This is a genomic window from Actinophytocola sp., assembly GCF_036002505.1.
Lineage (GTDB): Bacteria > Actinomycetota > Actinomycetes > Mycobacteriales > Pseudonocardiaceae > DASYTH01.
Genome location: NZ_DASYTH010000049.1, coordinates 18727 through 45637, shown reverse-complemented (window position 1 = coordinate 45637; position 26911 = coordinate 18727). Strand labels below are relative to the sequence as shown.

At 70.5% G+C, this 26911-nt stretch carries 21 protein-coding genes; 16 read left to right on the top strand and 5 right to left on the bottom strand.

Annotation, left to right across the window (positions count from 1 at the left end; genetic code table 11):
• Positions 1 to 192 precede the first annotated feature (192 nt).
• Entirely contained in the window at positions 193 to 885 is a 693-nt protein-coding gene (gene lexA, locus VGR06_RS03515) for a transcriptional repressor LexA (RefSeq protein WP_327557480.1), read from the top strand.
• Between the two features lie 106 nt (positions 886 to 991).
• Here the strand turns inward: lexA and VGR06_RS03510 are convergent, their stop codons facing one another.
• Both VGR06_RS03510 and hflX read right to left on the bottom strand, forming a co-directional pair.
• On the bottom strand, positions 992 to 2014 hold the full coding sequence (locus tag VGR06_RS03510) for a hypothetical protein (RefSeq protein WP_414637142.1): 1023 nt from the start codon (positions 2012 to 2014) through the stop codon (positions 992 to 994).
• A gap of 37 nt (positions 2015 to 2051) precedes the next feature.
• The gene (gene hflX, locus VGR06_RS03505; RefSeq protein ID WP_327557468.1) at positions 2052 to 3485 is read right to left on the bottom strand and encodes a GTPase HflX; all 1434 of its coding nucleotides are present in this window, start codon (positions 3483 to 3485) and stop codon (positions 2052 to 2054) included.
• 146 nt (positions 3486 to 3631) lie between these two features.
• Here hflX and VGR06_RS03500 point away from each other — a divergent pair, with 146 nt between their 5' ends.
• The 14 genes from VGR06_RS03500 (at position 3632) to VGR06_RS03435 (ending at position 22516) form a co-directional block, all read left to right on the top strand.
• Positions 3632 to 6517: a DEAD/DEAH box helicase gene (locus VGR06_RS03500; RefSeq protein WP_327557467.1), complete on the top strand. Its 2886-nt coding sequence runs from the start codon at positions 3632 to 3634 to the stop codon at positions 6515 to 6517.
• 2 nt (positions 6518 to 6519) lie between these two features.
• A complete protein-coding gene (locus tag VGR06_RS03495; RefSeq protein ID WP_327557466.1) occupies positions 6520 to 7374 on the top strand; it encodes an SWIM zinc finger family protein in 855 nt (284 codons plus the stop codon).
• Between the two features lie 129 nt (positions 7375 to 7503).
• On the top strand, positions 7504 to 7905 hold the full coding sequence (locus VGR06_RS03490; protein WP_327557465.1) for a PE domain-containing protein: 402 nt from the start codon (positions 7504 to 7506) through the stop codon (positions 7903 to 7905).
• Between the two features lie 40 nt (positions 7906 to 7945).
• Positions 7946 to 8545 (top strand): DUF3558 domain-containing protein, encoded by a 600-nt coding sequence (locus tag VGR06_RS03485; RefSeq protein WP_327557464.1) that lies wholly within the window; start codon positions 7946 to 7948, stop codon positions 8543 to 8545.
• 1084 nt (positions 8546 to 9629) lie between these two features.
• Positions 9630 to 9776, top strand: coding sequence for a hypothetical protein (locus VGR06_RS03480; RefSeq protein ID WP_327557463.1), 147 nt, complete (start codon positions 9630 to 9632; stop codon positions 9774 to 9776).
• Between the two features lie 2 nt (positions 9777 to 9778).
• Positions 9779 to 10546, top strand: a complete 768-nt coding sequence (locus tag VGR06_RS03475; protein ID WP_327557462.1) for an ESX secretion-associated protein EspG — start codon at positions 9779 to 9781, stop codon at positions 10544 to 10546.
• Positions 10547 to 10679: 133 nt separating this feature from the next.
• Positions 10680 to 11006: a type VII secretion target gene (locus VGR06_RS03470; RefSeq protein ID WP_327557461.1), complete on the top strand. Its 327-nt coding sequence runs from the start codon at positions 10680 to 10682 to the stop codon at positions 11004 to 11006.
• Positions 11006 to 15466 carry a putative adhesin gene (locus VGR06_RS03465; RefSeq protein WP_327557460.1) on the top strand — a complete coding sequence of 1487 codons (4461 nt, stop codon included), beginning with the start codon at positions 11006 to 11008 and terminating at the stop codon, positions 15464 to 15466. The genes VGR06_RS03470 and VGR06_RS03465 overlap by 1 nt, the downstream gene beginning before the upstream one ends.
• Positions 15463 to 15867 (top strand): hypothetical protein, encoded by a 405-nt coding sequence (locus tag VGR06_RS03460; protein WP_327557459.1) that lies wholly within the window; start codon positions 15463 to 15465, stop codon positions 15865 to 15867. The genes VGR06_RS03465 and VGR06_RS03460 overlap by 4 nt, the downstream gene beginning before the upstream one ends.
• A complete protein-coding gene (locus VGR06_RS03455) occupies positions 15864 to 16325 on the top strand; it encodes a hypothetical protein (RefSeq protein ID WP_327557458.1) in 462 nt (153 codons plus the stop codon). The genes VGR06_RS03460 and VGR06_RS03455 overlap by 4 nt, the downstream gene beginning before the upstream one ends.
• A gap of 24 nt (positions 16326 to 16349) precedes the next feature.
• Complete coding sequence (locus tag VGR06_RS03450) at positions 16350 to 16673, top strand: type VII secretion target (RefSeq protein ID WP_327557457.1); 324 nt, start codon at positions 16350 to 16352, stop codon at positions 16671 to 16673.
• A complete protein-coding gene (locus VGR06_RS03445) occupies positions 16673 to 21142 on the top strand; it encodes a DUF6531 domain-containing protein (protein ID WP_327557456.1) in 4470 nt (1489 codons plus the stop codon). The genes VGR06_RS03450 and VGR06_RS03445 overlap by 1 nt, the downstream gene beginning before the upstream one ends.
• Positions 21139 to 21393: a hypothetical protein gene (locus VGR06_RS03440; protein WP_327557455.1), complete on the top strand. Its 255-nt coding sequence runs from the start codon at positions 21139 to 21141 to the stop codon at positions 21391 to 21393. The genes VGR06_RS03445 and VGR06_RS03440 overlap by 4 nt, the downstream gene beginning before the upstream one ends.
• Before the next feature lie 31 nt (positions 21394 to 21424).
• Complete coding sequence (locus VGR06_RS03435) at positions 21425 to 22516, top strand: DNA glycosylase AlkZ-like family protein (protein ID WP_327557454.1); 1092 nt, start codon at positions 21425 to 21427, stop codon at positions 22514 to 22516.
• On the opposite strand, the gene dapF is transcribed toward VGR06_RS03435, so the two are convergent.
• The 3 genes from dapF to VGR06_RS03420 all read right to left on the bottom strand — a co-directional run bounded on the left by dapF (position 22513) and on the right by VGR06_RS03420 (position 25095).
• Positions 22513 to 23301 (bottom strand): diaminopimelate epimerase, encoded by a 789-nt coding sequence (gene dapF, locus VGR06_RS03430; protein ID WP_327557453.1) that lies wholly within the window; start codon positions 23299 to 23301, stop codon positions 22513 to 22515. The genes VGR06_RS03435 and dapF overlap by 4 nt on opposite strands.
• Before the next feature lie 76 nt (positions 23302 to 23377).
• Entirely contained in the window at positions 23378 to 24283 is a 906-nt protein-coding gene (gene miaA, locus VGR06_RS03425) for a tRNA (adenosine(37)-N6)-dimethylallyltransferase MiaA (RefSeq protein WP_327557452.1), read from the bottom strand.
• 89 nt (positions 24284 to 24372) lie between these two features.
• Positions 24373 to 25095, bottom strand: a complete 723-nt coding sequence (locus VGR06_RS03420) for a hypothetical protein (RefSeq protein WP_327557451.1) — start codon at positions 25093 to 25095, stop codon at positions 24373 to 24375.
• A gap of 256 nt (positions 25096 to 25351) precedes the next feature.
• On the opposite strand from VGR06_RS03420, the gene VGR06_RS03415 reads away from it, so the two are divergent.
• Positions 25352 to 26848, top strand: a complete 1497-nt coding sequence (locus VGR06_RS03415; protein WP_327557450.1) for a DUF349 domain-containing protein — start codon at positions 25352 to 25354, stop codon at positions 26846 to 26848.
• Positions 26849 to 26911: the final 63 nt, after the last annotated feature.

Sequence of the window (26911 nt, the reverse complement as noted above, 5' to 3'; positions counted from 1 at the left end):
AAATCGAGACTCGCCCGGCGTGTCGTCGAACAGGTGTTTGATCTAGTGCGCGGCGCGGGCTAGCGTCCAAAACAGCAGACCAGCACCGGGACGTGCGCCCACGTTCCCGGCCGTACGGGAGGAACCGCAGTGCCACGCAAACCAGGTGGAGTACCGAAGGGCATACCCAAGCGGAAGCCGTTGCGCGGCAACCTGCGGAGCTTCCCGGACATCGACAACGCCGCAGAGGGCGGAGACCTTCCCGAGCGTCAGCGTGAGGTCCTCGAGGTGATCCGCACCTGGGTCGAGCGGTTCGGTTACCCGCCGAGCGTCCGGGAGATCGGTGAGGCGGTCGGGCTGACCTCCACCTCGTCGGTGTCCTACCAACTGCGGGCGCTGGAGCAGAAGGGCTACCTGCGGCGAGACCCGAACCGGCCGCGGGCCATCGGGGTGCTGCCGCCCGACGCCGACCCGGCCACGCTGGCCGCGCCGCCGCCCCTCACCGAGGAGCCCGACCCGGCCCAGGCGCCGCGACCCACCTACGTTCCGGTGCTCGGCCGGATCGCGGCCGGTGGCCCGATCCTCGCCGAGGAGGCCATCGAGGACGTCTTCCCGCTGCCCCGGGAGATCGTCGGCGACGGCGCGCTGTTCCTGTTGCGCGTCACCGGCGAGTCGATGATCAACGCGGCGATCACCGACGGCGACTGGGTGGTGGTGCGCCAGCAGCCCACCGCCGACAACGGCGACATCGTGGCCGCCATGATCGAGGGCGAGGCCACGGTCAAGACGTTCAAACGCAAGGACGGCCACGTCTGGCTGCTGCCGCACAACGACGCGTTCGAACCCATTCCCGGCGACGAGGCCACGATCCTCGGCAAAGTGGTCGCGGTCCTGCGCCGTCTTTGAACCGGCGCCGGGCGGGCGCCTCGCTGCGTTCTCCCTCGCTCGCGTACACAAAGACGTACGCCACGCTCGGTGCGGCCTTGCGATGCATCCCGCCCGATCACCGGTTCTAGGTCCGCTTGCGGCGGCGGGCGAAGAGCAGGAAGACAAGGAGGATGGCGACGGTGAGGCCGATCGCCGGCAGGGTCGGCAGCCCGGCCTTCCGAGCCGGCGCCTCGGCCGGGGCGCCGTCAGTCTCGCCCTTGCCGGCGGCGGGCGCCGGCTTGGGCGCGACCAGATCCGCGGCACCGGCGAGAACCCGGATCGGCTGGCCCACCCCTTCGGACGCCGACAGCAGCGCGCCGTTCGGCTCGAACGCGACCGCCTCGCCCTGCTTCTCGTTCGGCAGCCCCACCCGCAGCGGCTGCTTTCCCAGCGCGGCAAGCAGATCGCCGTCCGGCACCGGGTAGAGGTAGGCGTCGGTGTAGGTACGCACGGCCACCACCGAACCGTCCGCGGTGGACGCCGCGCCGGTCACCGTCACGGAGCCGACCAGCGGAGGAATGGGTCCGCCCGGGGTCTGCGTGCTGGTCAGGTGGATCGCGCCGACGTGCTCCAGTGCGGTCGGGCCGGGGCTCGCCAGCGCGCCGGCCGGGCGGTAGATGTCGGCCACCCCGAGCGGGTTCTTCGCGATCAGGTACGGCACGTTGTTCTTGTCGAGCAGCAGCGCCTCGGTGTCGTGCGGGCCGTCCGGGTAGGTCAGCCGGTACAGCGTGGTCTTCCCGGCCGGCGTCAACGCGATCAGCGCGACCGTGGTGCGCTTCTTGTCGTTGTCGCCGGTGTCGGAGAGCCAGAACGTGCCGTCCGCGGACCGGGCCAGGTCCTCCACGTCGTACGGGTCGGTCGGGCCGCTGATCACCTTCTCGACCGTGCACTCCTTGGACAGCACGTAGACCGTCGACTTCGTGCCGCCGTCATTGATCGCGTACCAGTGGTCGGCGTCGGCGACCAGCCCGGACAGCTCGTTCAGCCGCTTGTCGTTCATCACGCACGCGTCGACCGGCAGGTTCGGGTCGGCCGATGCCGAAGGTGTCGCCGAAGCCGGCACCCAGCCGGCGCCGGCGAGCAGCCCCACAAATAGGAGCACCAGCACGCGCACCCCGCCACGGTATCCCGGGCGACGCGGTGACCTAGGCAGGCGTGCCGTTGACGGAGAACTCGGACAGCACGCCGGCGAGGTCGGGCTTGACCCGAGCGCGCAGCGCCGTGCCCTCCTCGGTGTGCCGCTCGGTGAGCACCTCGCCCTCCCGGTGCACCCGGGCGACCAGCTCGCCGCGGGTGTACGGGACCAGCACCTCGACCTCGCGGTCCGGCCGCGGCAGCAGCTCGGCGATCCGCTCGCGCAGCGTCTCGATGCCAGCGCCGGTCTGGGCGGAGACGAACACCGCGCCCGGCAGCAGGTGGCGCATCCGGGCGAGCGACACCTGGTTGGCCGCGTCCACCTTGTTGACCACCACCAGCTCCGGCGGCAGCCGCACGTCGCGGCGGTCCTCGATCTCGCCGAGCACCTCGCGCACGGCGGACACCTGCCACTCCGGGTTCGCGTCGGCGCCGTCCACCACGTGCACGATCAGGTCGGCGTCGGCCACCTCGTCCAGCGTGGACCGGAACGCCTCGACGATCTGGTGCGGCAGGTGCCGGACGAACCCGACCGTGTCGGTGAGCGTGTACGTGCGGCCGTCCGCGGTGGTGGACCGCCGGGTGGTGGCGTCGAGGGTGGCGAACAGCGCGTCCTCCACCAGCACGCCGGCCCCGGTCAACGCGTTGAGCAGGCTGGACTTTCCGGCGTTGGTGTAGCCGGCGAGCGCCACGCTGGGTACCTCGTTGGCCGTGCGGCGGCCGCGCTTGGTCTCCCGGACCACCTCCATCGCGGTGATCTCCCGGCGGAGCTTGGAGATCCGCGCGCGGATCCGGCGCCGGTCGGTCTCCAGCTTGGTCTCACCGGGACCACGCAGACCCACGCCGCCGCTCGCGCCCCCGGCCCGGCCGCCGGCCTGCCGGGACAGCGCCTCGCCCCAGCCCCGCAGCCGGGGCAGGAAGTACTGCAGCTGAGCCAGCTCGACCTGCGCCTTGCCCTCCCGGGACCGGGCGTGCTGGGCGAAGATGTCCAGGATCAGCGCGGTCCGATCGATCACCTTGACCTTGAGCCGCGACTCGAGCTGGCGGAGCTGGCTCGGCGACAGCTCACCGTCACAGATCACGGTGTCGGCGCCGGTCGCGGCCACCACGCCGGCCAGCTCCTCGACCTTGCCGCTGCCGATGTAAGTGGCCGGGTCCGGCCGGGGACGCCGCTGGATCAGGCCCTCAAGCACCTCGGAGCCGGCGGTCTCGGCGAGCCGGGCCAGCTCCGCGAGGGACGCCTCGGAGCGCTGCGCGCTGCCCTCGGTCCAGACCCCGACCAGCACGACCTGTTCCAGGCGCAGCTGGCGGTACTCGACCTCGGTGATGTCGGCGAGCTCGGTGGACAGCCCGGCCACCCGGCGCAACGCCGCCCGGTCGGAGAGCTCGAGTTCGCCGAGGGAGAGGTCGGGGGCGTCGTCAGGCTTGACACTGCCGGCCCGCATGTCGAAATCCTCTGTCACCTGGTGAACCCGTTCCTCTCTCGTGGGGTGTGCCTATTCCATGGTCGCATGAATTCAGCGAGCACATCGACTTAGTTATTCCGCGTGCCGGCCGTGGGCGTGTCGGTGCGGCGGGTTACCGTTGCCGCGTGTTCGTCGTGCACGCGGTCTGGTCGGCCGGCAATCGGCTGGCGCTGTGGGGTGAGGACCGCCCGCCCGCGTCGGCAATCGTGGACCTGCTGGCCAACTCCGCGGTGAACGGGCTGGCGCACAAGGCGACCACCGGCGAGCTCACCCTGCTGCTGCCGGGCCGGACACGGTTGGCGCGGAAAGTGGTGCCGGCGGTGCTGTTCGACATCGACACGGCGCTCGGGGTGCTGGATCTGTTGCGGGGCAAGCTGTTCCTGGAGTACGACGAGGGCGGTTCGGTCGGGTGCGCGCCGCTGGGCGACTCGGTGCGGTTCCTCGCCGAACTGGCCGCGACCGCGCGGGATTTCGTGGCGCGGCGGCGGGTGGCGCCGACGCTCACCGGGGATGGGTCGGCCCGGTGGGTACCGGTCCCGGCAGTGCCCGATCGCGAGCGGCTACGTGCGTTGGCGGCGGCCGTTCCCCCGGTGCTGCGGGCGGAGGGGGACCGGCCGGAGGCGTTGTGGGACGCGTTGTTCGCGCTGACCGACGGCGTGGTGCGTCAGGTCTTGGAGCCCTGGTTGTCGGGGCGGCCTGCCACGGTGACCGAGGCCTGGCTGGCTGCGCTCACCGGCCCGGATGCCCTTGTCTCCGCGCCGGCCGCCGAGTTGGCCTCGCTGCGCGAGACGCTCGCGGGCTGGGAGCATTCGGCCGCTGAGGCGTCGGAGGAGGTGCGGGTCTGCTTCCGGCTGGTGCCGCCGGAGGACGACGAGGACGAGTGGCCGCTGGAGTTCCTCATGCAGGACGTGGCGGAGCCGAGCCTGGTCGTCGGCGCCGCGGAGGTCTGGCGGTCGGAGACGTCGGTGTTCGGCCGGCACGTCGAGCGCCCCCAGGAGGCGCTGCTGACCGAGCTGGGGCGGGCGAGCCGGCTCTGGCCCGAGCTTGACGAAGCGTTGCGCTCGGCCGCGCCCACGGGTCTGGTCATGGACACCACGGGTGCGTACCTGTTTCTGCGGGGTGCGGCGCCGGTGCTGGCGCAGGCCGGGTTCGGGGTGCTGCTGCCGGCGACGTGGCAGGCGGGTGGGGTCGGGCTGAAGCTGACCGGTTCCAGCCCCGGCACGCCGGGCGTGGTGGCGGGTGGGAGCCGGGTCAACATGGCTTCGCTGGTGGATTACCGGTGGCAGGTGGCCCTCGGGGACCAGGTGCTGACCCGCGAGGAGCTGGCGGAGTTGGCTCGGGCGAAGGCGCCGCTGGTGCGGATGCGTGGTCAGTGGGTGGAGGTGGACCACATCCGGCTGCGCAAGGCGCTGGCGTTCGTGGACCGGCAGGATGGTGGCCAGATGTCGGTGGCCGACCTGCTGCGCACGGGTTCCGGGTTGGCGCCGGCCGATGCCGATCTTCCGGTGGTGGGCGTCGAGGCGACGGGCTGGGTCGGTGACCTGCTGTCCGGGCAGCTTGACAGGAGACTCGAGCCGGTCCCGGCGCCGGCGGGGCTGGCCGCGACGTTGCGGCCGTATCAGCAGCGGGGTGTGTCGTGGCTGGCGTTCCTGGACGACCTGAGGCTCGGCGCGGTGCTCGCCGACGACATGGGGCTCGGGAAGACCCTGCAGACGCTGACGTTGGTGCTGCGCGACCCGGGCGGGCCGACGCTGCTGATCTGCCCGATGTCGGTGGTCGGGAACTGGCAGCGGGAGGCCGCACGCTTCACCCCGGACCTGACCGTGCACGTGCATCATGGCTCGGATCGGTTGCGGGACAAGGACATCATGGCGGCGGCCGACCTGGTGATCACCACGTATGCCGTGGCCACACGGGATGCGGAGTTGCTCAGTCAGGTCTCCTGGCGCCGGGTGGTGCTCGACGAGGCGCAGAACATCAAGAACAGCGCCACGAAGCAGAGCGCGGCCGTGCGCGCGCTGCCCGCCGAGCAGCGGATCGCGCTGACCGGAACGCCGGTGGAGAACCGGCTCGCCGAGCTGTGGTCCATCGTGGACTTCGTGAACCCCGGGCTGCTCGGCACGCTGTCCGCGTTCCGGGAGAAGTTCGCGGTGCCGATCGAGCGGCACCAGGACGAGGACGCGGCCGCCCGGCTGAAGAAGATCACCGGGCCGCTGCTGCTGCGCCGGGTGAAGACCGACCCCACGATCATCGGCGACCTGCCCGAGAAGATCGAGATGAACGTACTGTGCAACCTGACCGCGGAGCAGGCCTCGCTGTACCAGGCCGTGGTGGACGACATGCTCGTCAAGATCGAGAACAGTGAGGGCATCGAGCGCCGCGGCCTGGTGCTGGCCACGATGACGAAGCTCAAGCAGGTCTGCAACCATCCGGCGCACCTGCTCAAGGACGGCACCCGGCTGGCCGGACGGTCCGGGAAGCTGGCCCGGCTGGAGGAGATCCTCGAGGAGGTCCTCGCCTCCGGTGAGAAGGCGTTGTGCTTCACGCAGTTCACCGAGTTCGGTTCCCTGTTGTCCGGGCATCTGGCGAACCGGTTCGGCCAGGAGGTCCTGTACCTGCACGGTGGAACGGCCAAGCGGAAGCGTGACGCGATGGTCTCCGCGTTCCAGTCGGACGATGGTCCGCCGATCTTCTTGTTGTCGTTGAAGGCCGGCGGTACGGGTCTCAATTTGACGGCGGCCAACCATGTGATTCACGTTGACCGGTGGTGGAACCCGGCGGTCGAGGATCAGGCCACTGACCGTGCGTTCCGCATCGGGCAGCGGAGGAACGTGCAGGTGCGCAAGTTCGTCTGCGTGGGAACGCTGGAGGAGCGGATCGACGAGCTGATCGAGCAGAAGAAGTCGCTGTCCCGCATGACGATCGGCACCGGGGAGAACTGGCTCACCGAGCTGTCCACCGCGGACCTCCGCGAGGTGTTCGCCTTGTCCGCCGACGCGGTCTCGGAGTAGCCATGCCATTCTGGGACGAACCCGACTTTGTGAAGTCCGGCCCGATCCGGGTGGACAACGGCATCCGTGCGCGCAGCCGGCGCGGCGCGATCGGCAGCAGTTGGTGGTCGCGGCGGTTCATCGAGGTGCTGGAATCGCTCGAGCTGGGCGGCCGGCTGGCTCGCGGCCGCTCCTACGCCCGGGCCGGTCAGGTGTTGAACCTGGAGGTCACGGCCGGTTCCGTGGTTTCCTCCGTGCAGGGCTCGCGGCCGAAGCCGTACCAGGTGCGCATTGACATTCGGCAGATCTGGGCGACCCACTGGGAACGCGTCGAAAACGCCATTGCCGAGGCCGCGATCTTCAGCGCCAAGCTCCTGGCCGGTGAGATGCCCGAGGACCTCGAGGACGTGTTCGACGATCTGGGCCTGTCATTGTTCCCGCGCGATGCCGGCGAGCTGACCATGGAGTGCAGCTGCCCCGACTGGTCGGTCCCCTGCAAGCATGTCGCCGCCACCCTCTACCTGCTCGCCGAGGCGTTTGACGGCGACCCCTTCCTGGTCCTCACCTGGCGCGGCCGCGACAAGGCGACTCTGCTCGCCAATCTGCGCACCCTGCGTGGTTCCTCGGAATCGACGGCGGAAGCGCCGCGCCGGTCGATCTGGGATGAACTGCGGTCCCTCCCCCAAGATGACCTTGCCGACCGTGTTGACGGGTACTTCTCGTGCCGATCACGGCTCACGCCGGTCGACGCTGGCCAGCAGGACATCGTCATTCCCGACGCCGTTCTTCGCGAGCGGGACCCGCTGCTTCTCGAAGCGCACGGCAAAGCGGTCACCGACCTGCTCCGGCCCGCCTACCTCGCCATGGGCGATAGCTGAGTCCTCCGGTCGGGTGGAACCTCGTCACGAAGCGGAGCGTCTTCTGTATCGTCAGTGACGGCAAATTGCCACCTGCGACCGGCAGGCCGCGGATGGTCGCCCTCATGCGGTTGACGAGGAGGGATGAGGGTGGACGAGAACGAGGCTCTCGGCCGCGTCGGCAGTGTCTTCGGCGACCTGCTCGGCCAGGACCCCTTTGGCGGCGGAGGCGCGGGCACCTACGTCTTCGCCGACCTCGCCGAGCTGGATCTTGTGGCCTCCCAGTGGCGAGCAGAGCGCGAGAAGATCCAAAAACGCGACGAGAAGATCGTCCGGGCTATCGAGCTTATCGCGCCGCCAGCCGAGGACCTGATGAGCGAAGGGCAGGCTGGGGCGTTCAGGACGTCACTAGAGAAGCTCAAGGAGCACAACCAGGCTCTGCTCGACTACGCCGACGATTACCTCGCCAAGCTGAGTGCCGCACGAGCCAGCTATGCCGCCGTCGAGGATACGAACACGGCCCGCATGAAGACCCAGGGCTCGGGAGTCTGAGTAAATGCGCCGACGGACAACACTGGTTGCTGGCGGGGTCGTGATCGCGCTGATCATCGGCGGGTGCTCGACCACTGCGAACGGTGTCGCAATTCCAGCTACGACCACGCCGACGGCGGAACGCTCGTCGGATCCGTCGAACACAAATACCCCGACTAAACATGGCGCGCCGAAGGTGACCGTGCCGCTAGACGTGTCGACATTCCTGGCTCAACCGTGCGCAACGCTCAGCCCGACGCAGCTACGGGAGCTGAACTTGCCAGCACAGGGAGAACCGGACACGGACAGCGCCATAGCCAAGAACGTCGGGCCAGGCTGTATGTGGACTAACAGCGTCGCGGGCAACACGGTTGGCGTCAGCTTCATTTCCGGGAATCCACACGGTCTCGACGATTTGTACCGGGGACACGAGCAAGGCCAGTTTGACGGCTATTGGATCGAAACAACGGTAGAAGGCTACCCCGCCGTCTTTCATGACGCGACAGATGGCAGGCGATCAGGACAGTGCAATATCGCCATAGGTGCCTCCGATACACTAGCATTCAGAATCGGCGAGCATGGCGAGTTGAAAGAAAAATCCTGTGATCGGGCGAAGCTGATTGCTTCGGCGGTGGTGCAGACCTTGAAGGGGGGACGTTGAGATGTCTTCAGGGATGTTTGGGATGTCGGCGGAGGAGATTTACGAGAACTTCCGGAGTGCGCCGGGTGGGGAGAGGTTGGCTGGGGCGGCGGATGCTGTGCGGGAGTTGGTTGATGATTTTGATGATAGTGCGGCGTCGATCAAGCGGTTGATGGGGACGATGGAGTCGGTGTGGCGGGGTGCGGCGGCGGGGGCGGCGCGGCGAGGGGCGGGGCCGATGGTGGTGGCGCATTCTGCGGCGGTGCCGGAGGTGAGCGTGGCGCAGGATTTGTCGCATCGGCAGGTGGGGTCGTTTGATGTGGCGAAGAATTCGGTGGTGCCGGTGCCGCCGATGCCGGAGAGGCTGAATCCGTGGCCGATGTTGTCGCCTGGCGAGATGGTGAGTTATGGGCGGCAGAAGGCTCTGCATGACGAGGCGAGTCAGCGCAATGTGGATGCGATGGTCGCCTATGAGGATGCGAGTGCGTACAACACGGATGGGATGCCGGGGGCGTACGGGTCGATTGAGGTGGACGATGCGGGGATCTCGGTGGCGGAGTGGGGTGGGGTGCCGGGACCGGGGCCGGTAGGGCGGCCGCCGGTTGGGCCGCCGCCGCGGCGCGGGGTTGACGATCCGGGGCCGGTTGAGCATGGCGGGGCCGGGCCGATTGGGACGGCGGGTCCGCCGCAGTCGACGGCGCCGGAGGGTTTCATGCCGCCGGCGGGCGGTCCGGTGCAGGCGGGGCCGGACGCGGGTGGACCGGCGGGTGGGCCTCGGCCGGGTACGGGTGGATTTGCCGGTGTGACGCCGGTGCCGCCGGGCAGCTGGCGGCCGGGTGCCGGGTTCGGCGGGGGCGGGTCTAGCGGCGGAGGACGGGCGCCAGCCGAGGAGGGGCGCTTGCCTGGTCGTGGGCGGGAGCCGGGGGCCGATGGGCGTGGGCGCGGTGCTGGGCGAGAACCGGAAGCCGGTGGGCGTGGGGCCGGTGGGCATGAGCCTGACAGTGGGCGTGGCTCGGGGCCTCGGGATGCGGGGCGGATGGCGTCAGGTGAGCGAACCGGCGGGCGGGGTGGTGTGGGTGGCGCCGCCGGGGCGGGTGGTGTGCCGGTGGGGCCGACGGGGAGCCCGGCGGACGGTGAGGACTACGAGCATGTGCGGCCGGAGTGGTTGTTGGGTGGGGATCCGGACGAGTTGTTCGGGCCGGACGAGTTGACGCCGCCGGCGGTCATCGGGGCCGAGGAAATCGTGGAGTAGCGGTGGTGCTGGCTCATCCGGTGACGGTTACGGGCGATCTGCTGGCGTGGCTGGTGCGGGCCGAGGGGTTGGGCGAGTTGCATCCGGTGCTGAGGCCGGCTGTGCGGTGGGTGCCGCGGGCTGGGCACGAGGAGGTGGAGGGGCGGTACCTGGAGGAGTTGGGGCGGTTCGGGGCGGTGGACCGCCGGGGGCGGCTGGATGTGGAGGTGCTGGCGTCGTTGGCGGTGTTGTGCCGGGCGGCGACGGAGTTCTGGGCGTTCATCGAGGTGGGCGGCGCGGTCAGGGGGGTGCTGGTGGCGGCTGTCGGGGCGGAGCGGGTGCTGGCTATTCGGGATGCGAACTCGGTGTGGTTGAGCCAGGTTCGGCAGCGGAAGTTGGTCGAGGCGCTGGTTGCGCAGGCCCCGGAGGTGGCGGCGGGGCGGTGCCGGGTGGTGACGGTGCGGCGGAGCGATCTGCTCACGACGAGAGCGGGGCGGCAGCGGACGGCCACCGGGGTGATCCTGCGGCCGGCGGATGCGGCGGTGTTGGAGGTGCAGCGGGTGGCGGCGTTGCGGCACACCGGCGGTGGGGAGATGTTCATGGGGGTGCGGGATGGGGCTGGCGGGTACCGGATGGTGGATCAGCCGCTGCGGTACGTGGACACGAAGAACGGGCGGTTTCTCAACCGAGTCATGACGGAGGCGGGCGAGGCTCGGGTCCGGGTCGGGCCGGGTGGGCGGGCGGATCTGGTCCGGCAGCTGATGGAGATGCACCGGTCACTCGTGCGCTGACCAACCTGGCCCACGTCGGCGGGTTGGCCGATCTGATTTGCGATAGCCCATGATTTGACCCGATCGGGAACGGTGTGGTCGGGCCTCTGCTCTGAGGCTCCGGAGAGAACTCCCGAGCCTGGAGGGCGGGTCGATGGCGGGTCAGTTCCATGTCGAGCCACAGGAGTTACGCGGCTACAGCGGGATGCTCGAGCGGGCCGCCGGCCACTTCCACAGCATCGAGCAGCATGCGCGGGACAAGGGCGGCGACACCAGCGGGTTCACCGGGTTGCTCGCTCTACTCGTACCGATCGTGCACGGCGTGGTCGGGTTGTATGCCGAGACCCTGCAGTTCGCCAACCGGAAGATGACCGAGGTCAAGGACGGCCTGGACAAGACCGCCGCCAGCTACGAGCAGCAGGATCAGGCCGGCGCCACGCAGATCTCCGCCGCCGGTGCCGGGCTCGGGGGTGGCGAGTAATGCCGTACTCGGACGTCGTTGACCCGGTGGCGATGCTCAACCGGGCTCCGGAAGGGCACACCGGGCCGCAGGTGGCCGATGCGATCGCCAACGCCGGCTTCGAAGTACAAGCCGTCAACTGGGTCTGGCAGAAGATCGTCGGCGAAAGCCTGGTCGACTCGATCATCAAGCCGATCACCGGCGACTTCGACAAGATCGCCGAACAGGCCGGCCAGTGGAAGAACGTCTCCGCGGCGCTGCAGGCGGTGCGCAACAATTTGAACGCCGGCCTCGGCGAGCTGCAAGGCGGGTGGACCGGCGACGCCGCGGACCGCTTCCGGAATCTGATCGGGCAGACTTGGACGTTGGGCATCGAGGCTGATGCGCAGGCGGCCAACCTGATCGGGTTCGCACTGAACAAGGTCGCGCAGGGGTCCCGCCGCGCGTGCGACCAGATCCTGCACCTGATCAAGATGCTGGTGGACAAGCTCATCGAGGCCGCCGCCATGCTGCCGATTCCGGTGGTGGGATGGGGCCGCGCGGTCAAGCTCGTCTACGACGGCATCCAGATCTACAACGCGATCATGCAACTGATCGAAGGCATCCGGGCGATCATCCAGGGTGCTCAGCAGGTCATCGACGGCATCCAGCAAGTCGGCACCGCCCTGTCCAAGATCAAAGACATTCACAACCTCAACGACGCGCTCAACGTCGCCAACGAAGCCGGACAGGGCATCGTGACGACCGCCCAAGGCGCGCGCCAAGTCCAGTACGGTGCAACCCAAGCCGCCGGTGCGGCAGGTGACCTCGCCCACTCCGCCGCCAGCGCCCACGACAACGCCACCGGCCTGCGCGACGAACGCACCGCCGCAGCGCAAACCACCACTCCGAGCAGCACAACGGCCGGACCCGGCTCCGGCACCACAACCCGTGGTGCACCAAGCGAACCCGGCACGAACCGGCCGGCTGACCCCAATGCCACGCGCACACCGGAGGGCGCCCGCACCACCTCCGGCGATCCGGTCGACGTCACCACCGGTGAGGTCATCCTCGGTCAGACCGATGTGGACCTTCCCGGTGTGCTGCCGCTCGTGCTGCGCCGCACGCACATCTCGTCCTACCGCGCGGGGCGTGGCTTCGGGCGGTCCTGGGCGTCCACAGTGGACCAAAGGCTGGAGCTCGACGCGGACGGCGTCGTGTTCGTCACGGACGACGGGATGCTGCTGGTCTACCCCGATCCGGGCAGCGGCGAGGTGCTGCCTCAGGTCGGGCCGCGCTGGCCGTTGCGCCGCACGGAGAACGGCTACACCATCGGCAAACCGGAGTCTCGCCAGGAGCTGCACTTCGCGGGTGCGCCGGGTGCGGTGAGTCCACTGGTTTCGATCTCGGACCAGAACGCCAACCTGATCAGCTTCCTGCGGGACACGTCCGGGGTGATCACCGAGGTCGTGCACTCCGGCGGCTACCACCTCGACGTGGCCACCGACGGCGGTCGCGTCACGGAGTTGCGGCTGCGCACCGCGGACGGCCCGGCCGTCCCGCTCGTCCGGTACGCCTACACCGCGGCCGGCGACCTGGCCGAGGTGATCAACTCGTCGAACCTGCCGCTGCGGTTCGGGTACGACGGCGACGGCCGGCTCACCCAGTGGACGGACCGGAATGGGCGCTGGTACCGGTACTTCTACGACGAGCGCGGCCGCTGCATCGCCAACCAGGGCGCCGACGGGCTGCTCAACGGCACCTTCAGCTACGACGACGACCGCACCACCCGGTACACCGACGCGCTCGGCCACACCACGGCCTACCGCTACGACGAGCGCGGCAACGTCGTCGCCGAGACCGATCCGCTCGGCCACACCACGACCTCCGAGTACGACGCCCGGGACCGGCTGACCGCGCGCACCGACCCGCTCGGCCGGACCGCCCGGTTCGAATACGACGACGCCGGCCGGCTTATCGCGCTCACCCGGGCCGACGGCGCGCGGACCGCGCTCGAGTACGGCGACGCCGGCCTGGTCACGTCGGTGGTCGAGCCCGGTGACCTGCGCTCGGAACGGGAGTACGACGAGCGCGGCAACGTCGTCACGGTGACCGACGCGGCCGGTGCGGTCACGCGCTTCGGCTACGACGACCGCGGCGCCCTCGCCGAGGTGGTCGACGCGGCGGGCGGGGTACGCCGCGTCGAGACGGACGCCGCCGGGCTCGTCGTGTCCACCACCGACGGGCTCGGCGCCACAACCCGGTACCAGCGCGACGTGTTCGGCCGGATCAGCGCGGTCATCGATCCGGTCGGCGGGGTCACCCGTTACGGCTGGAGCATCGAGGGCAAGCTGCTGTCCCGGACCTTGCCGGACGGCGCCACCGAGCGGTGGACCTACGACGGCGAGGGCAACCTGATCGAGTACCGGGACGCGCTGGGCCGGACGTCCCGGACCGAGTTCGGCGGGCTCGACCTGGCGACGGCCCGCACCGGCCCGGACGGCACCCGGCTGGAGTTCGGCTACGACGCCAACCTCCGGCTCACCTCGGTGACCAACCCGCAGGGCCTGACCTGGCGGTACACCTACGACGCCGCCGGGAACCTGGTGTCGGAGACCGACTTCAACGGCCGCACCCTGTCCTACCAGCACGACGCCGCCGGCCAGTTGGTGGCGCGGACCAACGGGGCCGGCGAGACCACCTCCTTCGTCCGGGACGCGCTGGGCAACGTGGTGGAGAAGCGGTCCGGCGACACGGTCACCACGACGTTCGGCTTCGACGCGACGGGCCGTCTCATCCGCGCGGCGACGCCCGAGGTCGCGGTCGAGTACGAGCGGGATCCGGTGGGCCGGGTGCTCGCCGAGACGGTGAACGGTCGCACCCTAAGGTCCGCGTTCGACGCGCTCGGCCGGCGCACGCACCGGCGCACCCCCAGCGGTGCGGAGTCGACGTGGGCGTTTGACGTCAACAGCAACCCGACCCGGCTGACCACGGCCGGGCACACCGTCCACTTTGGATACGACACGGCCGGCCGGGAGGTGCGGCGGCAGCTCGACGCGGGTGCGGTGCTGGCCCAGGCCTGGGACGTCAACCACCGGCTGGTGGGCCAGCAGGTGACCGGCCGGGACGCGCGGCTGGTGCAGGCACGGCGGTACCACTACCGGCCGGACGGCCAGATGGCCGGCGTCGACGACCGGTTGGCCGGGTCGCGCCGGTTCGACCTGGACGTGGCCGGCCGGGTGACCGCGGTGCACGGGCAGGGCTGGACCGAGCGGTACGCCTACGACGCCGCCGGGAACATCACCCAGGCCGGCTGGCCGGCGGCGCCGGAGGACGCGGAGTCGGCCGAGGCGCAGGGGCCGCGGGAGTACGCCGGCACGCTGATCCGCCGGGCCGGCCGGACCCGGTACGAGCACGACCGGCAGGGCCGGCTGGTGCTGCGGCGCCACCACACGCTGTCCGGGCAGCAGCGGACCTGGGCCTACCGCTGGGACACCGAGGACCGGCTGGTCGGCGTCGCCACGCCGGACGGTGCCGAATGGCGGTACGTCTACGACGCGTTCGGCCGGCGGGTCGCCAAGCAGCGGCTGGGCGGCGACGGGCAGGTGGCCGAGGAGACGATCTTCACCTGGGACGGCCTCGCTCTGGCCGAGCAGACCACCGGCGGGGCCACGACGACCTGGGAGGTGGCGCCCGGTTCGATCCGCCCGGTCGCCCAGATCGAGCGGACGGCCCCGCAGGAGGTGGTGGACCAGCGGTTCTACGCCATCGTCACCGACCTCGTCGGGACCCCGGTGGAGATGCTGGACCCGGGTGGCGACGTCGCCTGGCGGCTGCAGACCACGCTGTGGGGCCGGGCATACTCGCGTGGCGGCGCAGGCCCGGAGTGCCCGCTGCGCTTCCCCGGCCAGTACCACGACGCGGAGACCGGCGACGCCTACAACTACCAGCGCTATTACGACCCGTCGGCGGGCCGGTACGAGTCCAATGATCCGCTCGGCCTGATCGGCAGCGCGAACCCGCACACCTATGTGCCCAACCCGAACACCTGGGCCGACCCGCTCGGCCTCACGCCGTGCACCCCGAACCCGACCCGCAGCGGCGCGTCGAGCTTCGCCGTGGACCCGAACGGCAACGTCACGGACCTCCGGCCCGGGCACCGGCCCGACCACGAGCTGGTGTTCAGCGGCCACGGCACGATCCCGACCGGCGACACGTCGACGGTGACGGTGCCGCCGGGAACCCACCTCAACTTCTACAGCCCGCACGGCACGACGATCAGCGACTCGCTGGGCAACCGGATCGAGCGCCATGGCACCGCCACGCCGCACGAGACGTTCGGGCCGGGGGCCCAGGTGCCGAACTACGTCCTGAGCCCGCCGACCGGCCTGAATATCATGGGCACGCCGGTGACGGTGACGCAGCCGACCCGGCTGTCGGAGCTGTTGCGGCCGAACCAGGGCAACGTGCACTGGGCCGCGTGTCGTGAGGTCTATCCATGACGTATTTCGAGGACGGCACCCCGTACCGATACCTGGCGGAGTTCGAGGATGGGTCGGTCAACGTCGGCTGGCTGGACGCGGCGCATCCGTATGCCACCGGCGAGGTCCCGGCCGCGTTCGCCGAGCGGTTGGTTGAACTGGCCCGGGACCCGGTGAACCGGACGCGGGGCTGGCACTACTGCAACCTGTGCCCGCGGCCGGCCGAGCCGATGCCGCCGCCGATCACGGTCAAGTCGGACGCCGGGGAGTTTCCGGTGGGGTTCGCGGAGATCCGGGTCGAGGGCAAGAATGGCGCGCGGTACGCGGCGCCGGACATGATCGCGCACTACGTCCTCGAGCACCGGTACCGCCCGCCCGAGGAGTTCATCGAAGCCGTTGTGCAGCAGGGAGAATCGTCATGACCGGGGCCGAGGCCTGGCAGACTCCGCAGATCACCGAGGCGCTGGCCCGGCTGGAGGAGGCCGAGGTGGCGCTCGACCAGGCCATCGTCGAGGCGAAGCAGGTGGAACGGGAGACGCCGAAGACCCAACTGTCCGAAGAGGACATCCGGCTGATCGAGGAGCACGCCCGGAGCGGGGACGCGCCGCGGGAGCTGCGCGAGCTGCAGGAGCGGATCGATGCCGGCGAGCTGTCCTGGCAGGACATCGCCGCCGGCCGGCACCTCGACGACCCGGAGATCCAGGCCGCGCTCACGCCGGGCGTGGAGGGCATGCAGCAGGCGTACACGATGATCCAGGAGGGCCAGGACCTCGACGACATCATCGAGATGGGCGGACCGCCGGCACCCCCGCAGGACACGGACGAACCCGACGAGGGCAGGGGTTACCAGTTCCAGCGGTCCGAGGACGACGAGGAATAGCGCGCTATCTGAGGGGTGGGTTCGATGGCGGGTCAGTTCCATGTTGAGCCGCAGGAGTTGCGGGGCTACAGCGGGATGCTGGAGCGGGCCGCCGGCCACTTCCAAAGCATCGAGCAGCATGCGCGGGACAAGGGTGGGGATACCAGTGGGTTCACCGGGTTGCTGGCTCTGTTGGTGCCGATCGTGCACGGCGTCGTGGGGTTGTATGCGGAGACCCTGCAGTTCGCCAATCGGAAGATGACCGAGGTCAAGGACGGGCTGGACAAGACCGCCGCCGGCTACGAGCAGCAGGATCAGGCCGGGGCTACCCAGATCTCCGCGGCCGGTGCCGGGTTGGGTGGCGAGTGATGGCCTACTCCGACGTCGTCGACCCCGTGGCGATGCTCAACCGGGCGCCGGAAGGGCACACCGGGCCGCAGGTGGCCGACGCGATCGCCAACGCCGGCTTCGAAGTGCAGGCAGTGAACTGGGTGTGGCAGAAGATCGTCGGCGAAAGCCTGGTCGACTCCATCATCAAACCGATCACCGGCGACTTCGACAAGATCGCCGAACAAGCCGGACAGTGGAAAAACGTCTCCGCCGCCCTGCAAGCCGTCCGCAACAATGTGAACGCCGGACTCGGCGAACTCCAGGGAGCCTGGACCGGCGACGCCGCCGACAAGTTCCGCAATCTCATCGGCCAGACCTGGACGCTGGGCATCGAGGCTGATGCACAGGCAGCGAACCTGATCGGGTTCGCGTTGAACAAGGTTGCCCAGGGATCCCGCCGGGCCTGCGATCAGATTCTGCATCTGATCAAGATGTTGGTGGACAAGCTCATCGAAGCCGCCGCCATGCTCCCCATCCCCGTCGTCGGATGGGGCCGCGCGGTCAAGCTGGTCTACGACGGCATCCAGATCTACAACGCGATCATGCAGTTGATCGAGGGCATCCGGGCCATCATCTCCGGTGCCCAACAGGTCATCGACGGCATCCAGCAGGTCGGCACCGCCCTATCCAAGATCAAAGACATCCACAACCTCAACGACGCATTGAACGTCGCCAACGAAGCCGGCCAAGGCATCGTCACCACCGCCCAAGGCGCCCGGCAAGTCCAGTACGGCGCAACCCAAGCCGCCAGCGCCGCTGGCGACCTCGCCCACTCCGCCGCCAGCGCCCACGACAACGCCACCGGGCTGCGCGACGAACGCGCCGCCGCGGCGCAGACCACGACTCCGAGCGGCACTACCACCGGACCCGGCTCCGGCACCACAACCCGCGGCACACCAACCGAAACCGGCACCACCACGAACCGGCCCGACAATCCCCGGGACACCGCGTCCCCGGTGAACGGGCGGCGGTGCCAGAACGACCCGATCGACGTGGCGTCCGGCGAGATGGTGCTGCACCAGGTCGACGTGGAGTTGGACGGCGTGCTGCCGCTCGTGCTGACCCGAACCCACATCTCGTCCTATCGCTCGGGCCGCGCGTTCGGGCGGTCCTGGGCGTCCACAGTGGACCAGCGGCTCGAGATCGACGCGGACGGCGTCGTGTTCGTCGCCGAGGACGGCATGATCCTGGTCTACCCGAGGCCCGATGGGGCGGCACCGGTGCTGCCACAGGAGGGTCCCCGGTGGCCGCTGCGCCGCACGGAAAGCGGCTACGCGATCACGCGGTCGGAATCCAGGCAGACCCTGCATTTCGCTTCGACGCCGGGTGCTGTGAGTCGACTGGCATCGATGACCGACCACAACGGCAACCGCATCGACGTGCTCCGCGACCAGGACGGTCAGCCGACCGAGGTGCGGCATTCCGGCGGCTACCGGATCGGTGTGCACACCGAGGCCGGCCAGATCACGACGCTGCGTCTGCTCGGCCAGGACGGCACCGGTGACGTGGTCCTCGTGCGGTACCGCTACGACGAGGCCGGCCGGCTCACCGAGGTCGTCAACTCCTCCGGGCTGCCGCTGCGGTTCGGCTACGACAGCGCCGGCCGGATCGTTCGCTGGGAGGACCGCAACGGCCAGTGGTACTCCTACGCCTACGACGACGATGGCCGCTGCGTGCGCAACGCGGGCTCGGGTGGTTTCCTGGCCGGCGGCTTCGACTACCAGGACCGCCTCACGATCTTCACCGACTCACTGGGGCACGAGACCCGCTTCCACCTCAACGACGCCGGTCAGGTGACCCGCGAGATCGACCCGCTCGGCAACACCACCGTCTTCGAGTGGGACCGGTACGACCGGCCGCTGTCCCGCACCGACCCGCTGGGTCGCACCACCCGCTACACCTACGACGAAGACGGCAACGTCGTCACCCTGGTCCGCCCCGACGGCCGAGCGGTGACGGCGACGTACAACGCGCTCGGATTGCCGGTCACGGTCACCGACCCGGACGGCACGGTGTGGCGGCGGGAGTACGACGAGCGCGGCAACCTGGTCGCGATCACCGATCCGGCCGGTGCGACCACCCGCTGCGTCTACACTGCGTCGGGTCATCTCGCGGCGGTCACCGATCCGGTCGGCGGCACCCGGCGGTTCGACACCGACCCGGCCGGCCTGCCGGTGGCCGTCACCGACCCGCTCGGCGCGACCACCCGGTACGTCCGCGACGTGTTCGGCCGGATCGCGCACATCGTGGACCCGGTCGGCGGCGCGGACCGGCTGACCTGGACGGTGGAGGGAAAGCTCCTGTCCCGGACCCGGCCGGACGGGGCCACCGAGCGCTGGCGCTATGACGGTGAAGGCAACCAGCTCGAGCACGTCGACGCGGTGGGTCGGGTCAACCGCACCGAGTACACCGGGTTCGACCTGCCGGCCGCGCGGACCGATCCCGGCGGCGCCCGGTACGAGTTCGGCTACGACAGCCAGCTGCGCCTGGTCTCCGTCACCAACCCGCAGCGCAAGGTGTGGCGCTACACGTATGACCCCGCCGGCCGGCTGGTCTCGGAGACCGACTTCAACGACCGCACCCTTCGCTACGTCCACGACGCCGCCGGGCAGCTGACCGAGCGCACCAACGGCGCCGGCGAGACCGTCCGCTATGCGTACGACGCGTTGGGCGGGGTCACCGAGAAGACCGCGGCGGACGGGGTGACCCGGTTCGGCTACGACGCGGCCGGCCACCTGATCCAGGCCAGCGGTCCGGACGCGGAGGTGAGCATCCGGCGTGACCCCCTCGGCCGGATCCTCGCCGAGTCGGTCAACGGGCGCGTGGTGTCGTCGGTGTACGACCCGGCCGGGCGGCGGATCCGCCGCACCACCCCGTCGGGTGCGGAGTCGGTGTGGGATTACGACGCGAACAGCCAGCCGACCGCACTGCACACCGCCGGCCACACGCTGCGGTTCGCCTACGATCCGGCCCGCCGGGAGATCCGGCGCGAGCTGGGTGCGGGCGCGGTGCTGACCCAGGCGTGGGACGCGAGCCACCGGCTGACCTCCCAGACGGTCACCGGACCCGATCCGTACGCACCGCCCGACGCCCGGCAGATGCGGCTGGTGCAGCAGCGCGCCTACCAGTACCGGCCGGACGGCCACCTGATCGGCGTCACCGATCAGCTCAGCGGGTCGCGCCGGTTCGAACTGGACCCGGCCGGACGGGTCACGGCCGTGCACGGGGCGGGCTGGACCGAGCGGTACGCCTACGACCAGGCCGGCAACATCACCGCCGCGGCGTGGCCGATTCCCGCCGGCGTGCCCGATCTGGAGGCCCAGGGTGAGCGGGAACACACCGGCACCGTGATCCGCCGCGCCGGCAACGTGCACTACCGGCACGACCCGCAGGGCCGGGTGGTGTCCCGGCAGCACCGGACGCTGTCCGGCAAGACCCTGATCTGGCGGTACACCTGGGATTCCGAGGACCGGCTGACCGGCGTCGTCACACCGGACGGCGCCCGGTGGCGGTACCGCTACGACCCGCTCGGCCGCCGGGTCGCGAAGCTTCGCCTCACCGACGACGGAAGCGGCGTGGCCGAACAGGTCGACTTCACCTGGGACAAACTCGTGCTCGCCGAGCAGACCCGTTCCGGCGGGCCGACGACCACCTGGAACTGGGATACCGACACGTTTCGGCCGGTCACCCAAACGGAGCGCGCACCGCTCCGTGACGCACCGCAGGAATGGGTTGACCAGCAGTTCTACGCCCTGGTCACGGACCTCGTCGGGACACCGACGGAAATGGTCGACCCCGACGGCGACATCGCCTGGCACTCGCGGACCACGCTGTGGGGTGCCGCGGTCGCCGGATTGGGCGACGGTCCGCAGTGCCCGCTTCGGTTCCCCGGCCAGTACTACGACGCCGAAACCGGGCTGCATTACAACTACCACCGGTACTACGAACCGCTGAGTGGGCGCTTCGCGAACAATGACCCACTCGGCCTGAGCCCCGCGCCCAATCCTCAGGCCTACGTGTCCAATCCGACCGGCGAAACCGATCCGCTGGGCCTGACCCCGTGCGTTCCGCTCTACCGCGGCATGAAGAACGACGGCGGGGTGCCCGAGATCGGTCCGTCCGCCCGAACCTTAGGCGCACGGCCGGGCACGGACATTCCGGTCGACTCCAATGGAATGGTCCATCCGGGATCCGGTGGGGTCTCGGTGAGTCCGCACTCGCCGACCAACCTGCCACAGCACCGCCGCCCGCCGGAGTTCGGTGGCACCGGACGGGATCCGGTCTGGCGGATCGGCAGCGCCAACCTCCCGGAGGGACTGACCTACCGGCCGGACCCGCACAACCCTGGCGGTCACGGTTTCATCGAACCGAGCCGCCCCATGTCCATATCGGAATACCAGAACCTGCTTGCCTCTTCTCAAGGAACGTGGAGCCTGGTGACACCATGACCGAGAATCAGGCCGATCCCGACTGGCTCGGTGCGTTCGAGCGGGGTCTGCGGGCACCCGAGCCCCTACGAGGGTTGCGCGACGTCGTGGCCGAACTGCTCGCCGCGGGAGCCGACCGCACGCGGGTACAGGAACAGCTCGAGGCATTCCGGTTGCGGCTACAGGAACAGAACCGCGAGAACGACGAGGACACGGTCCTCGACGTACTGGATTTCGTCACGGGCTGGTGCAGCCCGGACCAGAAGCTGTGACACCCGGAAGGCCCACCTGTTGACTGTCCACATGCTTTCGCGCATCGACGCGCGCCGCATCGCCGTCCGGGCGCAGCTCCTGGACGCCTCGCGGCCGGCTGAGCTACTGGACGTGGTGCGCCAGCTGAGTTTGCTGCAGATCGATCCGACCGCCGCGGTCGCGCCGAACGCGGACCTGGTGGCGTGGAGCCGGCTCGGGTCGTCGTACAAACCGGCCCAGCTGGACGCCGCGCTGGCGGACGGGACGCTGCTGGAGCTGCGGGCGATGATCCGGCCCAGCGAGGATCTCGCGCTGTACCGGGCGGAGATGGCCGAGTGGCCCGGGCGCGGGGAGCTGTCCCCCTGGCGGGAGCACCGCCGCGACTGGGTGCGCGCCAACGACGCGTGCCGGCTGGACATCCTCGAGCGGCTTGAGTCGTCGGGGCCGCTGCCGTCGCGCGATCTTCCCGACACGTGCTGGGTGCCGTGGAAGTCGAGCGGGTGGACAAACAACCGCAACGTCACGCAGTTGCTGGAGCTCATGGTGCAGCGTGGCGAGGTCGCCGTGGCCGGACGCCGGGGCGCCGAGCGGCTGTGGGACCTGGCGACGCGGGTCTACCCCGATGACCCGGTGGTCCCGGCCGAGGAGGCGTTGCGCGTCCGCAACGAGAAGCGGCTGCGCTCGCTGGGTATCGCCCGCGCCCAGGGGCCGGAATGCCCGGTCGAACCTGAGGATGTGGGCGAGGTCAGCGAGCCGGCCGTGATCGAGGGGGTCCGGGGTACCTGGCGGGTGGATCCCGCCCAGCTGGGCCAGCCGTTCGCCGGGCGCGCGGCGTTGCTGTCGCCGTTCGACCGGCTCATCCATGACCGCAAGCGCATGGTCGAGCTGTTCGAGTTCGACTACCAGCTGGAGATGTACAAGCCCGCCGCCAAGCGCCGGTGGGGGTACTTCGCGCTGCCGGTCCTGTACGGCGACCGGCTGGTGGGCAAGGTGGACGCCACCGCCGACCGGGCCGCCGGGGTGCTTCGGGTCGACGCGATCCATCAGGACGTCCCGTTCACGAAGACCATGAATGCGGCGATCGGCCGGGAGATCAAGGATCTGGCGCGCTGGCTCGAACTGGAGCTGAGGCTGCCCGGTTAGACGCTGTTCCACCAGGCCGGGTCGAGCTCGCCGCGGGCCACGAACACCGCGGGGCCGGTGAGCGTGCTGCCGTGCTCGTCGATGGTGACCTGCACGGTGCCGCCGGGAACGTCGACGGTGAGCTTGCCGGTGCCGCCGAGGACCGCGGCGGCGACGGCGACCGTGCCGGTGCCGCACGAGCGGGTCTCCCCCACGCCGCGCTCGTGCACGCGCATGCGCACCCGGTCCGGGCCATCGGGTACGGCGAACTCCACGTTGACACCGTTGGGAAAGAGCGTCACGTCGTGTCCGGGTGGGACGGTCAGGTCCAGCTCCTCGAGACCGCCGTCCAGCACGCACACCAGATGCGGGTTGCCGACGCCGACGGCGACGCCCAGATAGTCCACTGTGGACACAGTCGCGGCTGAGGAACCGAGGAGGCTGACTGGTCCCATGTGGACGGTCACGTCGCCATCCGGGTGCACCTCGACCGGGCGCGGGCCGGCCCGGGTGCCGAGCACGAACCCGGACGCGGACTCCAGGCCGGCGTCGACGAGGTAGCGGGCGAACACCCGCGCCCCGTTGCCGCACATCTCGGCGACCGAGCCGTCGGCGTTGCGGTAGTCCATGAACCAGCCGCCGGGCCGGACCACGCGCAGCACCCCGTCGGCGCCGAGGCCGCGCTGCCGGTCGCACAGCGCGCGGACCCGGTCCGGGGTCAGATCGAGGGCCGCGTCGAGGTCGGGCAGCAGCACGAAGTCGTTCTCCGTGCCGTGCCCCTTGAGGAACGGGATGCCGGCCGACACCCCACCAGGTTAGTCGGCGAGGGGTTGACACAGCCTCGTGCCCGCCAACCGCATCGTTCGCTGGAACGCAACCGCATTAAAAATTTCCGGAGAGGCGGACTAGCGCGGCGTCGGCCAGGTCGGGGCGGGTGGCGTCGAGCCAGGTGATCCGGGCGTCGCGGCGGAACCAGGAGCGCTGGCGGCGGACGAACCGGCGGGTGGCGCGGGCGGTCTCGGTGGCCGCCGCGTCGAGGTCGCAATCGCCGTCGAAGGCGGCCAGGACCTGCTGGTAACCGAGGGCCCGGGATGCGGTGCGGCCCTCGCGCAGGCCCTGGTTCTCCAGCTCGCGCACCTCGGCGGCGAGGCCGGCGGCGAACATCCGGGCCACCCGGGCGTCCACCCGGGTGTCCAACTCCGCGGTGTCCACGTCCAGCCCGATCAGCACCGTGCCGTAGCGGGCCGGTCCGGGGCGCGGCAGCGTGGCGGAGAACGGCCGGCCGGTCAGCTCCATGACCTCCAGCGCCCGGACGATGCGGCGGCCGTTGCTCGGCAGGATCGACCGCGCCGCGTCCGGGTCGAGGCCGGCCAGCCGGGCGTGCAGGGCCGGCGCGCCGGCCGCGGCCAGCTCGCCCTCCAGCCGGACCCGCAGGCCCGGGTCGGTGCCGGGGAAGTCCAGCTCGTCCAGCACCGCCTGCACGTAGAGGCCGGAGCCGCCGACCAGGACCGGCACCCGGCCGGCGTCGAGCAGCGCACTGAACACCGCGCGGGCCTGGCGCTGGTAGGCGGCCACCGAGGCGGTCTCCCGCACCTCCAGCACGTCCAGCAGGTGGTGCGGCACGCCGCGGCGCTCGGCCGGGGTGACCTTGGCGGTGCCGATGTCCATTCCGCGGTAGAGCTGCATGGCGTCGGCGTTGATGACTTCACCGCCGAGCCGCTCGGCCAGCGCGATGCCCAGCGCGGACTTGCCGGTCGCGGTGGGCCCGACGATCGCCACCGGTCTCAAGCCACCGCCTCGCAAGCTCGGCGCTGGCAACCCTGCCGCCTCGTCCCTCGGCGGCGGGGCAGTGCTTGATGGTTCGCTCGCAAGCTCGCTCACAGCGGATCCCAGACCGCGAGGTGGTAGGCCACGCCGAACGGGATGAGCAGCGCGTTGTGCGTGCACTCCCAGGCACGGCCGTCCTTGCCGACCACACCGGCGAGGACCTGCCAGGCGGCCCGGCCGACCGCGCCGAGCGAGGCGGCCAGGTCCGGGTCGAGGGCCAGCAGCGCGGCCGGGTCAGCGGCGGCCAGCGCGCGGCGGACCTCCTCGTCGAACACTCCGGCGCGCCCGTCCGGCCGGCCCACCGCCTGCTCGCCGTGCCGGTGCGAACCGTCGCCGACGACCAGCAGGCCCACGGACTCGTCGGGCGCGGACTCGGCGACCAGGCGGGAGCCGAACTCCTGGCAGTCCGCCGTGGCCAGGTCCGTGGGGACCAGCCAGGTTTTGACCTCCACGGCCCCGGATTGTTCCCGCAGCCAGCCGGCGACCAGGGCGGGGAGGGGCATGGCCGGGTCGACCTGCTCGGCGTTGTCGCTGAGCCGGACCCGGACGTCGACGCCGTAGCCGCGGAACGTGCCGGCCGCGTCCGGGCCCAGCGCCGTCGGCTCGGGCACGTCGGCCGCCGCGATCGCGATCCAGTGCCGGGCGGCGCCGGCGAGCCGGGCGGCCACGGCGAGGCATTCGGCACGCACGGCCGCCACGTCCGGATCGGGTCCGGCGACCAGTTCCGGCACCAGCAGCGGCGGCTGGGGCACCACGGCGACACGGGCGATCATGAGCATCGAATCTACCGAGTCACGTGGTGTGCATCGTCAACTACGTGAACGCTACGGGCTCGTCAGGTGACTCGAAGCGACCATCGGGGCAGATTACTGCCCTTGGAGTACCGAGGCGGGCCGCGACCTGTTTGAATGCGCGCGGGGTACCAGATTTTGGACACGGCCAGCACGGCGGTGGGGAGCCGCCGGATTGGGGCCTCGCGCAAGCGGGGCGCTCGCGGGGAGACGCGGGCACAGCGGGAGGAGCGGGGTCATGACGGACAGCGAGACGGGTCAGCAGATCGCCCCGGACGCACCGGTCACGGCGGACGGCGCGGCCGAAGCAGAGCCGATCGAGTCGACCGAAGCAGAGCCGATCCAGGCGGACGAAGCAGAGTCGACTCCGGCGGCCGAAGCAGAGCCGAGCCAGAACGGGGCGGTCGCGGCGGTGCCCGAGGCGGAGGAGACACCGCCGGTACCCACACCGGCCGCGGTGGCGTCCACCGAGCATGCGCCCACCGAGCCCCTGTCTCCCCCACCCGTCGTGGCCGAGGCATCCGCACATCCGGAACGCTGGGGCCGGGTGGACGCGGACGGCACGGTCTACGTGACCACCGCCGACGGCGAGCGCGCGGTCGGCTCCTGGCAGGCCGGCGAACCCGCGGAGGGGCTGGCGCACTATGCCCGCCGGTTCGACGACATCCGCACCGAGGTGGAGCTGCTCGAGGCCCGGCTGGCGTCCGGGTCCGGCGACCCCAAGCACACCCTGAGCAGCGCGAAGCACGTCAAGGAGGGCCTGGCCGACGCGGCCGTGGTCGGTGACCTGGTGTCGCTGGCCGCCCGGGTGGACCACGTGCTGGCGTTGGCCGGCCAGGCGCTCGAGTCGGCCAAGCACGCCCGCGAGGAGGCCCGCGCCAAGTCCGTGGCGCGCAAGCAGGAGCTGGTCGACGAGGCCGAGAAGATCGCCGAGGAGTCGACCCAGTGGAAGTCCGCGGGCGACCGGCTGCGCGCCATCCTCGACGAGTGGAAAACGATCAAGGGCGTCGACCGGAAGACCGACGACACGCTCTGGAAGCGCTTCTCCAAGGCCCGCGACACGTTCAACCGCCGGCGCGGCTCGCACTTCGCCGACCTCGACCGGCAGCGCGCCTCCGCCAAGGAGCGCAAGCAGGCCCTCGTCGAGGAGGCCGAGCAGCTCGCCGAGTCCGACGACTGGGGCCCGACCGCGAGCCGCTACAAGGAGCTCATGACCGAGTGGAAGGCCGCCGGCCGCGCCCCCAAGGACGCCGACGACACGCTCTGGCAGCAGTTCCGCGCCGCCCAGGACAAGTTCTTCAGCCGCCGCTCCGCCGTCTTCAACGAGCGCGACGCGGAGCTCACGGACAACGCCCGCCGCAAGGAGGAGCTCCTCGCCGAGGCCGAGAAGATCAACACCTCTGACCTCGACAACGCCCGCGCTCACCTGCACCGCATCCAGGAACGCTGGGAGCAGATCGGCAAGGTCCCGCGCGAACGCATCCGCGAGCTGGAAAGCAAGCTCCGCGCCGTCGAGGAGAAGGTGCGCACCGCCGCCGACGCCGCGTGGCGCAAGACCGACCCGGAGGCACTCGCCCGGGCCGCCCAGTTCCGCGAGCGCGTCGAGCAGTTCGAAGCCCAGGCCGCCAAAGCCCGGGCCGCCGGCGACAAACGCCGCGCCGAGCAGGCCGAAGCCCAAGCCGCCCAATGGCGCGAATGGCTCGCCGCCGCCGAGAACGCCGTCGCCAGCAGGTAGCCCCCCGCGAGTTCGACGCTCCAGCAACTGAGTTCGACGCTCCAGCAAGCGAGTCGTACGTTC

Bases quoted from the DNA above. Each gene is read 5' to 3' on its own strand.
- VGR06_RS03460 (WP_327557459.1), top strand. From the start codon at position 15,463: ATGACGTATTTCGAGGACGGCACCCCGTACCGATACCTGGCGGAGTTC.
- VGR06_RS03465 (WP_327557460.1), top strand. From the start codon at position 11,006: ATGCCGTACTCGGACGTCGTTGACCCGGTGGCGATGCTCAACCGGGCT.
- VGR06_RS03495 (WP_327557466.1), top strand. From the start codon at position 6,520: ATGCCATTCTGGGACGAACCCGACTTTGTGAAGTCCGGCCCGATCCGG.
- VGR06_RS03415 (WP_327557450.1), top strand. From the start codon at position 25,352: ATGACGGACAGCGAGACGGGTCAGCAGATCGCCCCGGACGCACCGGTC.
- VGR06_RS03440 (WP_327557455.1), top strand. From the start codon at position 21,139: ATGACCGAGAATCAGGCCGATCCCGACTGGCTCGGTGCGTTCGAGCGG.
- VGR06_RS03455 (WP_327557458.1), top strand. From the start codon at position 15,864: ATGACCGGGGCCGAGGCCTGGCAGACTCCGCAGATCACCGAGGCGCTG.
- hflX (WP_327557468.1), bottom strand. From the start codon at position 3,485: ATGCGGGCCGGCAGTGTCAAGCCTGACGACGCCCCCGACCTCTCCCTC.
- VGR06_RS03445 (WP_327557456.1), top strand. From the start codon at position 16,673: ATGGCCTACTCCGACGTCGTCGACCCCGTGGCGATGCTCAACCGGGCG.
- VGR06_RS03450 (WP_327557457.1), top strand. From the start codon at position 16,350: ATGGCGGGTCAGTTCCATGTTGAGCCGCAGGAGTTGCGGGGCTACAGC.
- VGR06_RS03435 (WP_327557454.1), top strand. From the start codon at position 21,425: ATGCTTTCGCGCATCGACGCGCGCCGCATCGCCGTCCGGGCGCAGCTC.
- VGR06_RS03470 (WP_327557461.1), top strand. From the start codon at position 10,680: ATGGCGGGTCAGTTCCATGTCGAGCCACAGGAGTTACGCGGCTACAGC.
- VGR06_RS03420 (WP_327557451.1), bottom strand. From the start codon at position 25,095: ATGATCGCCCGTGTCGCCGTGGTGCCCCAGCCGCCGCTGCTGGTGCCG.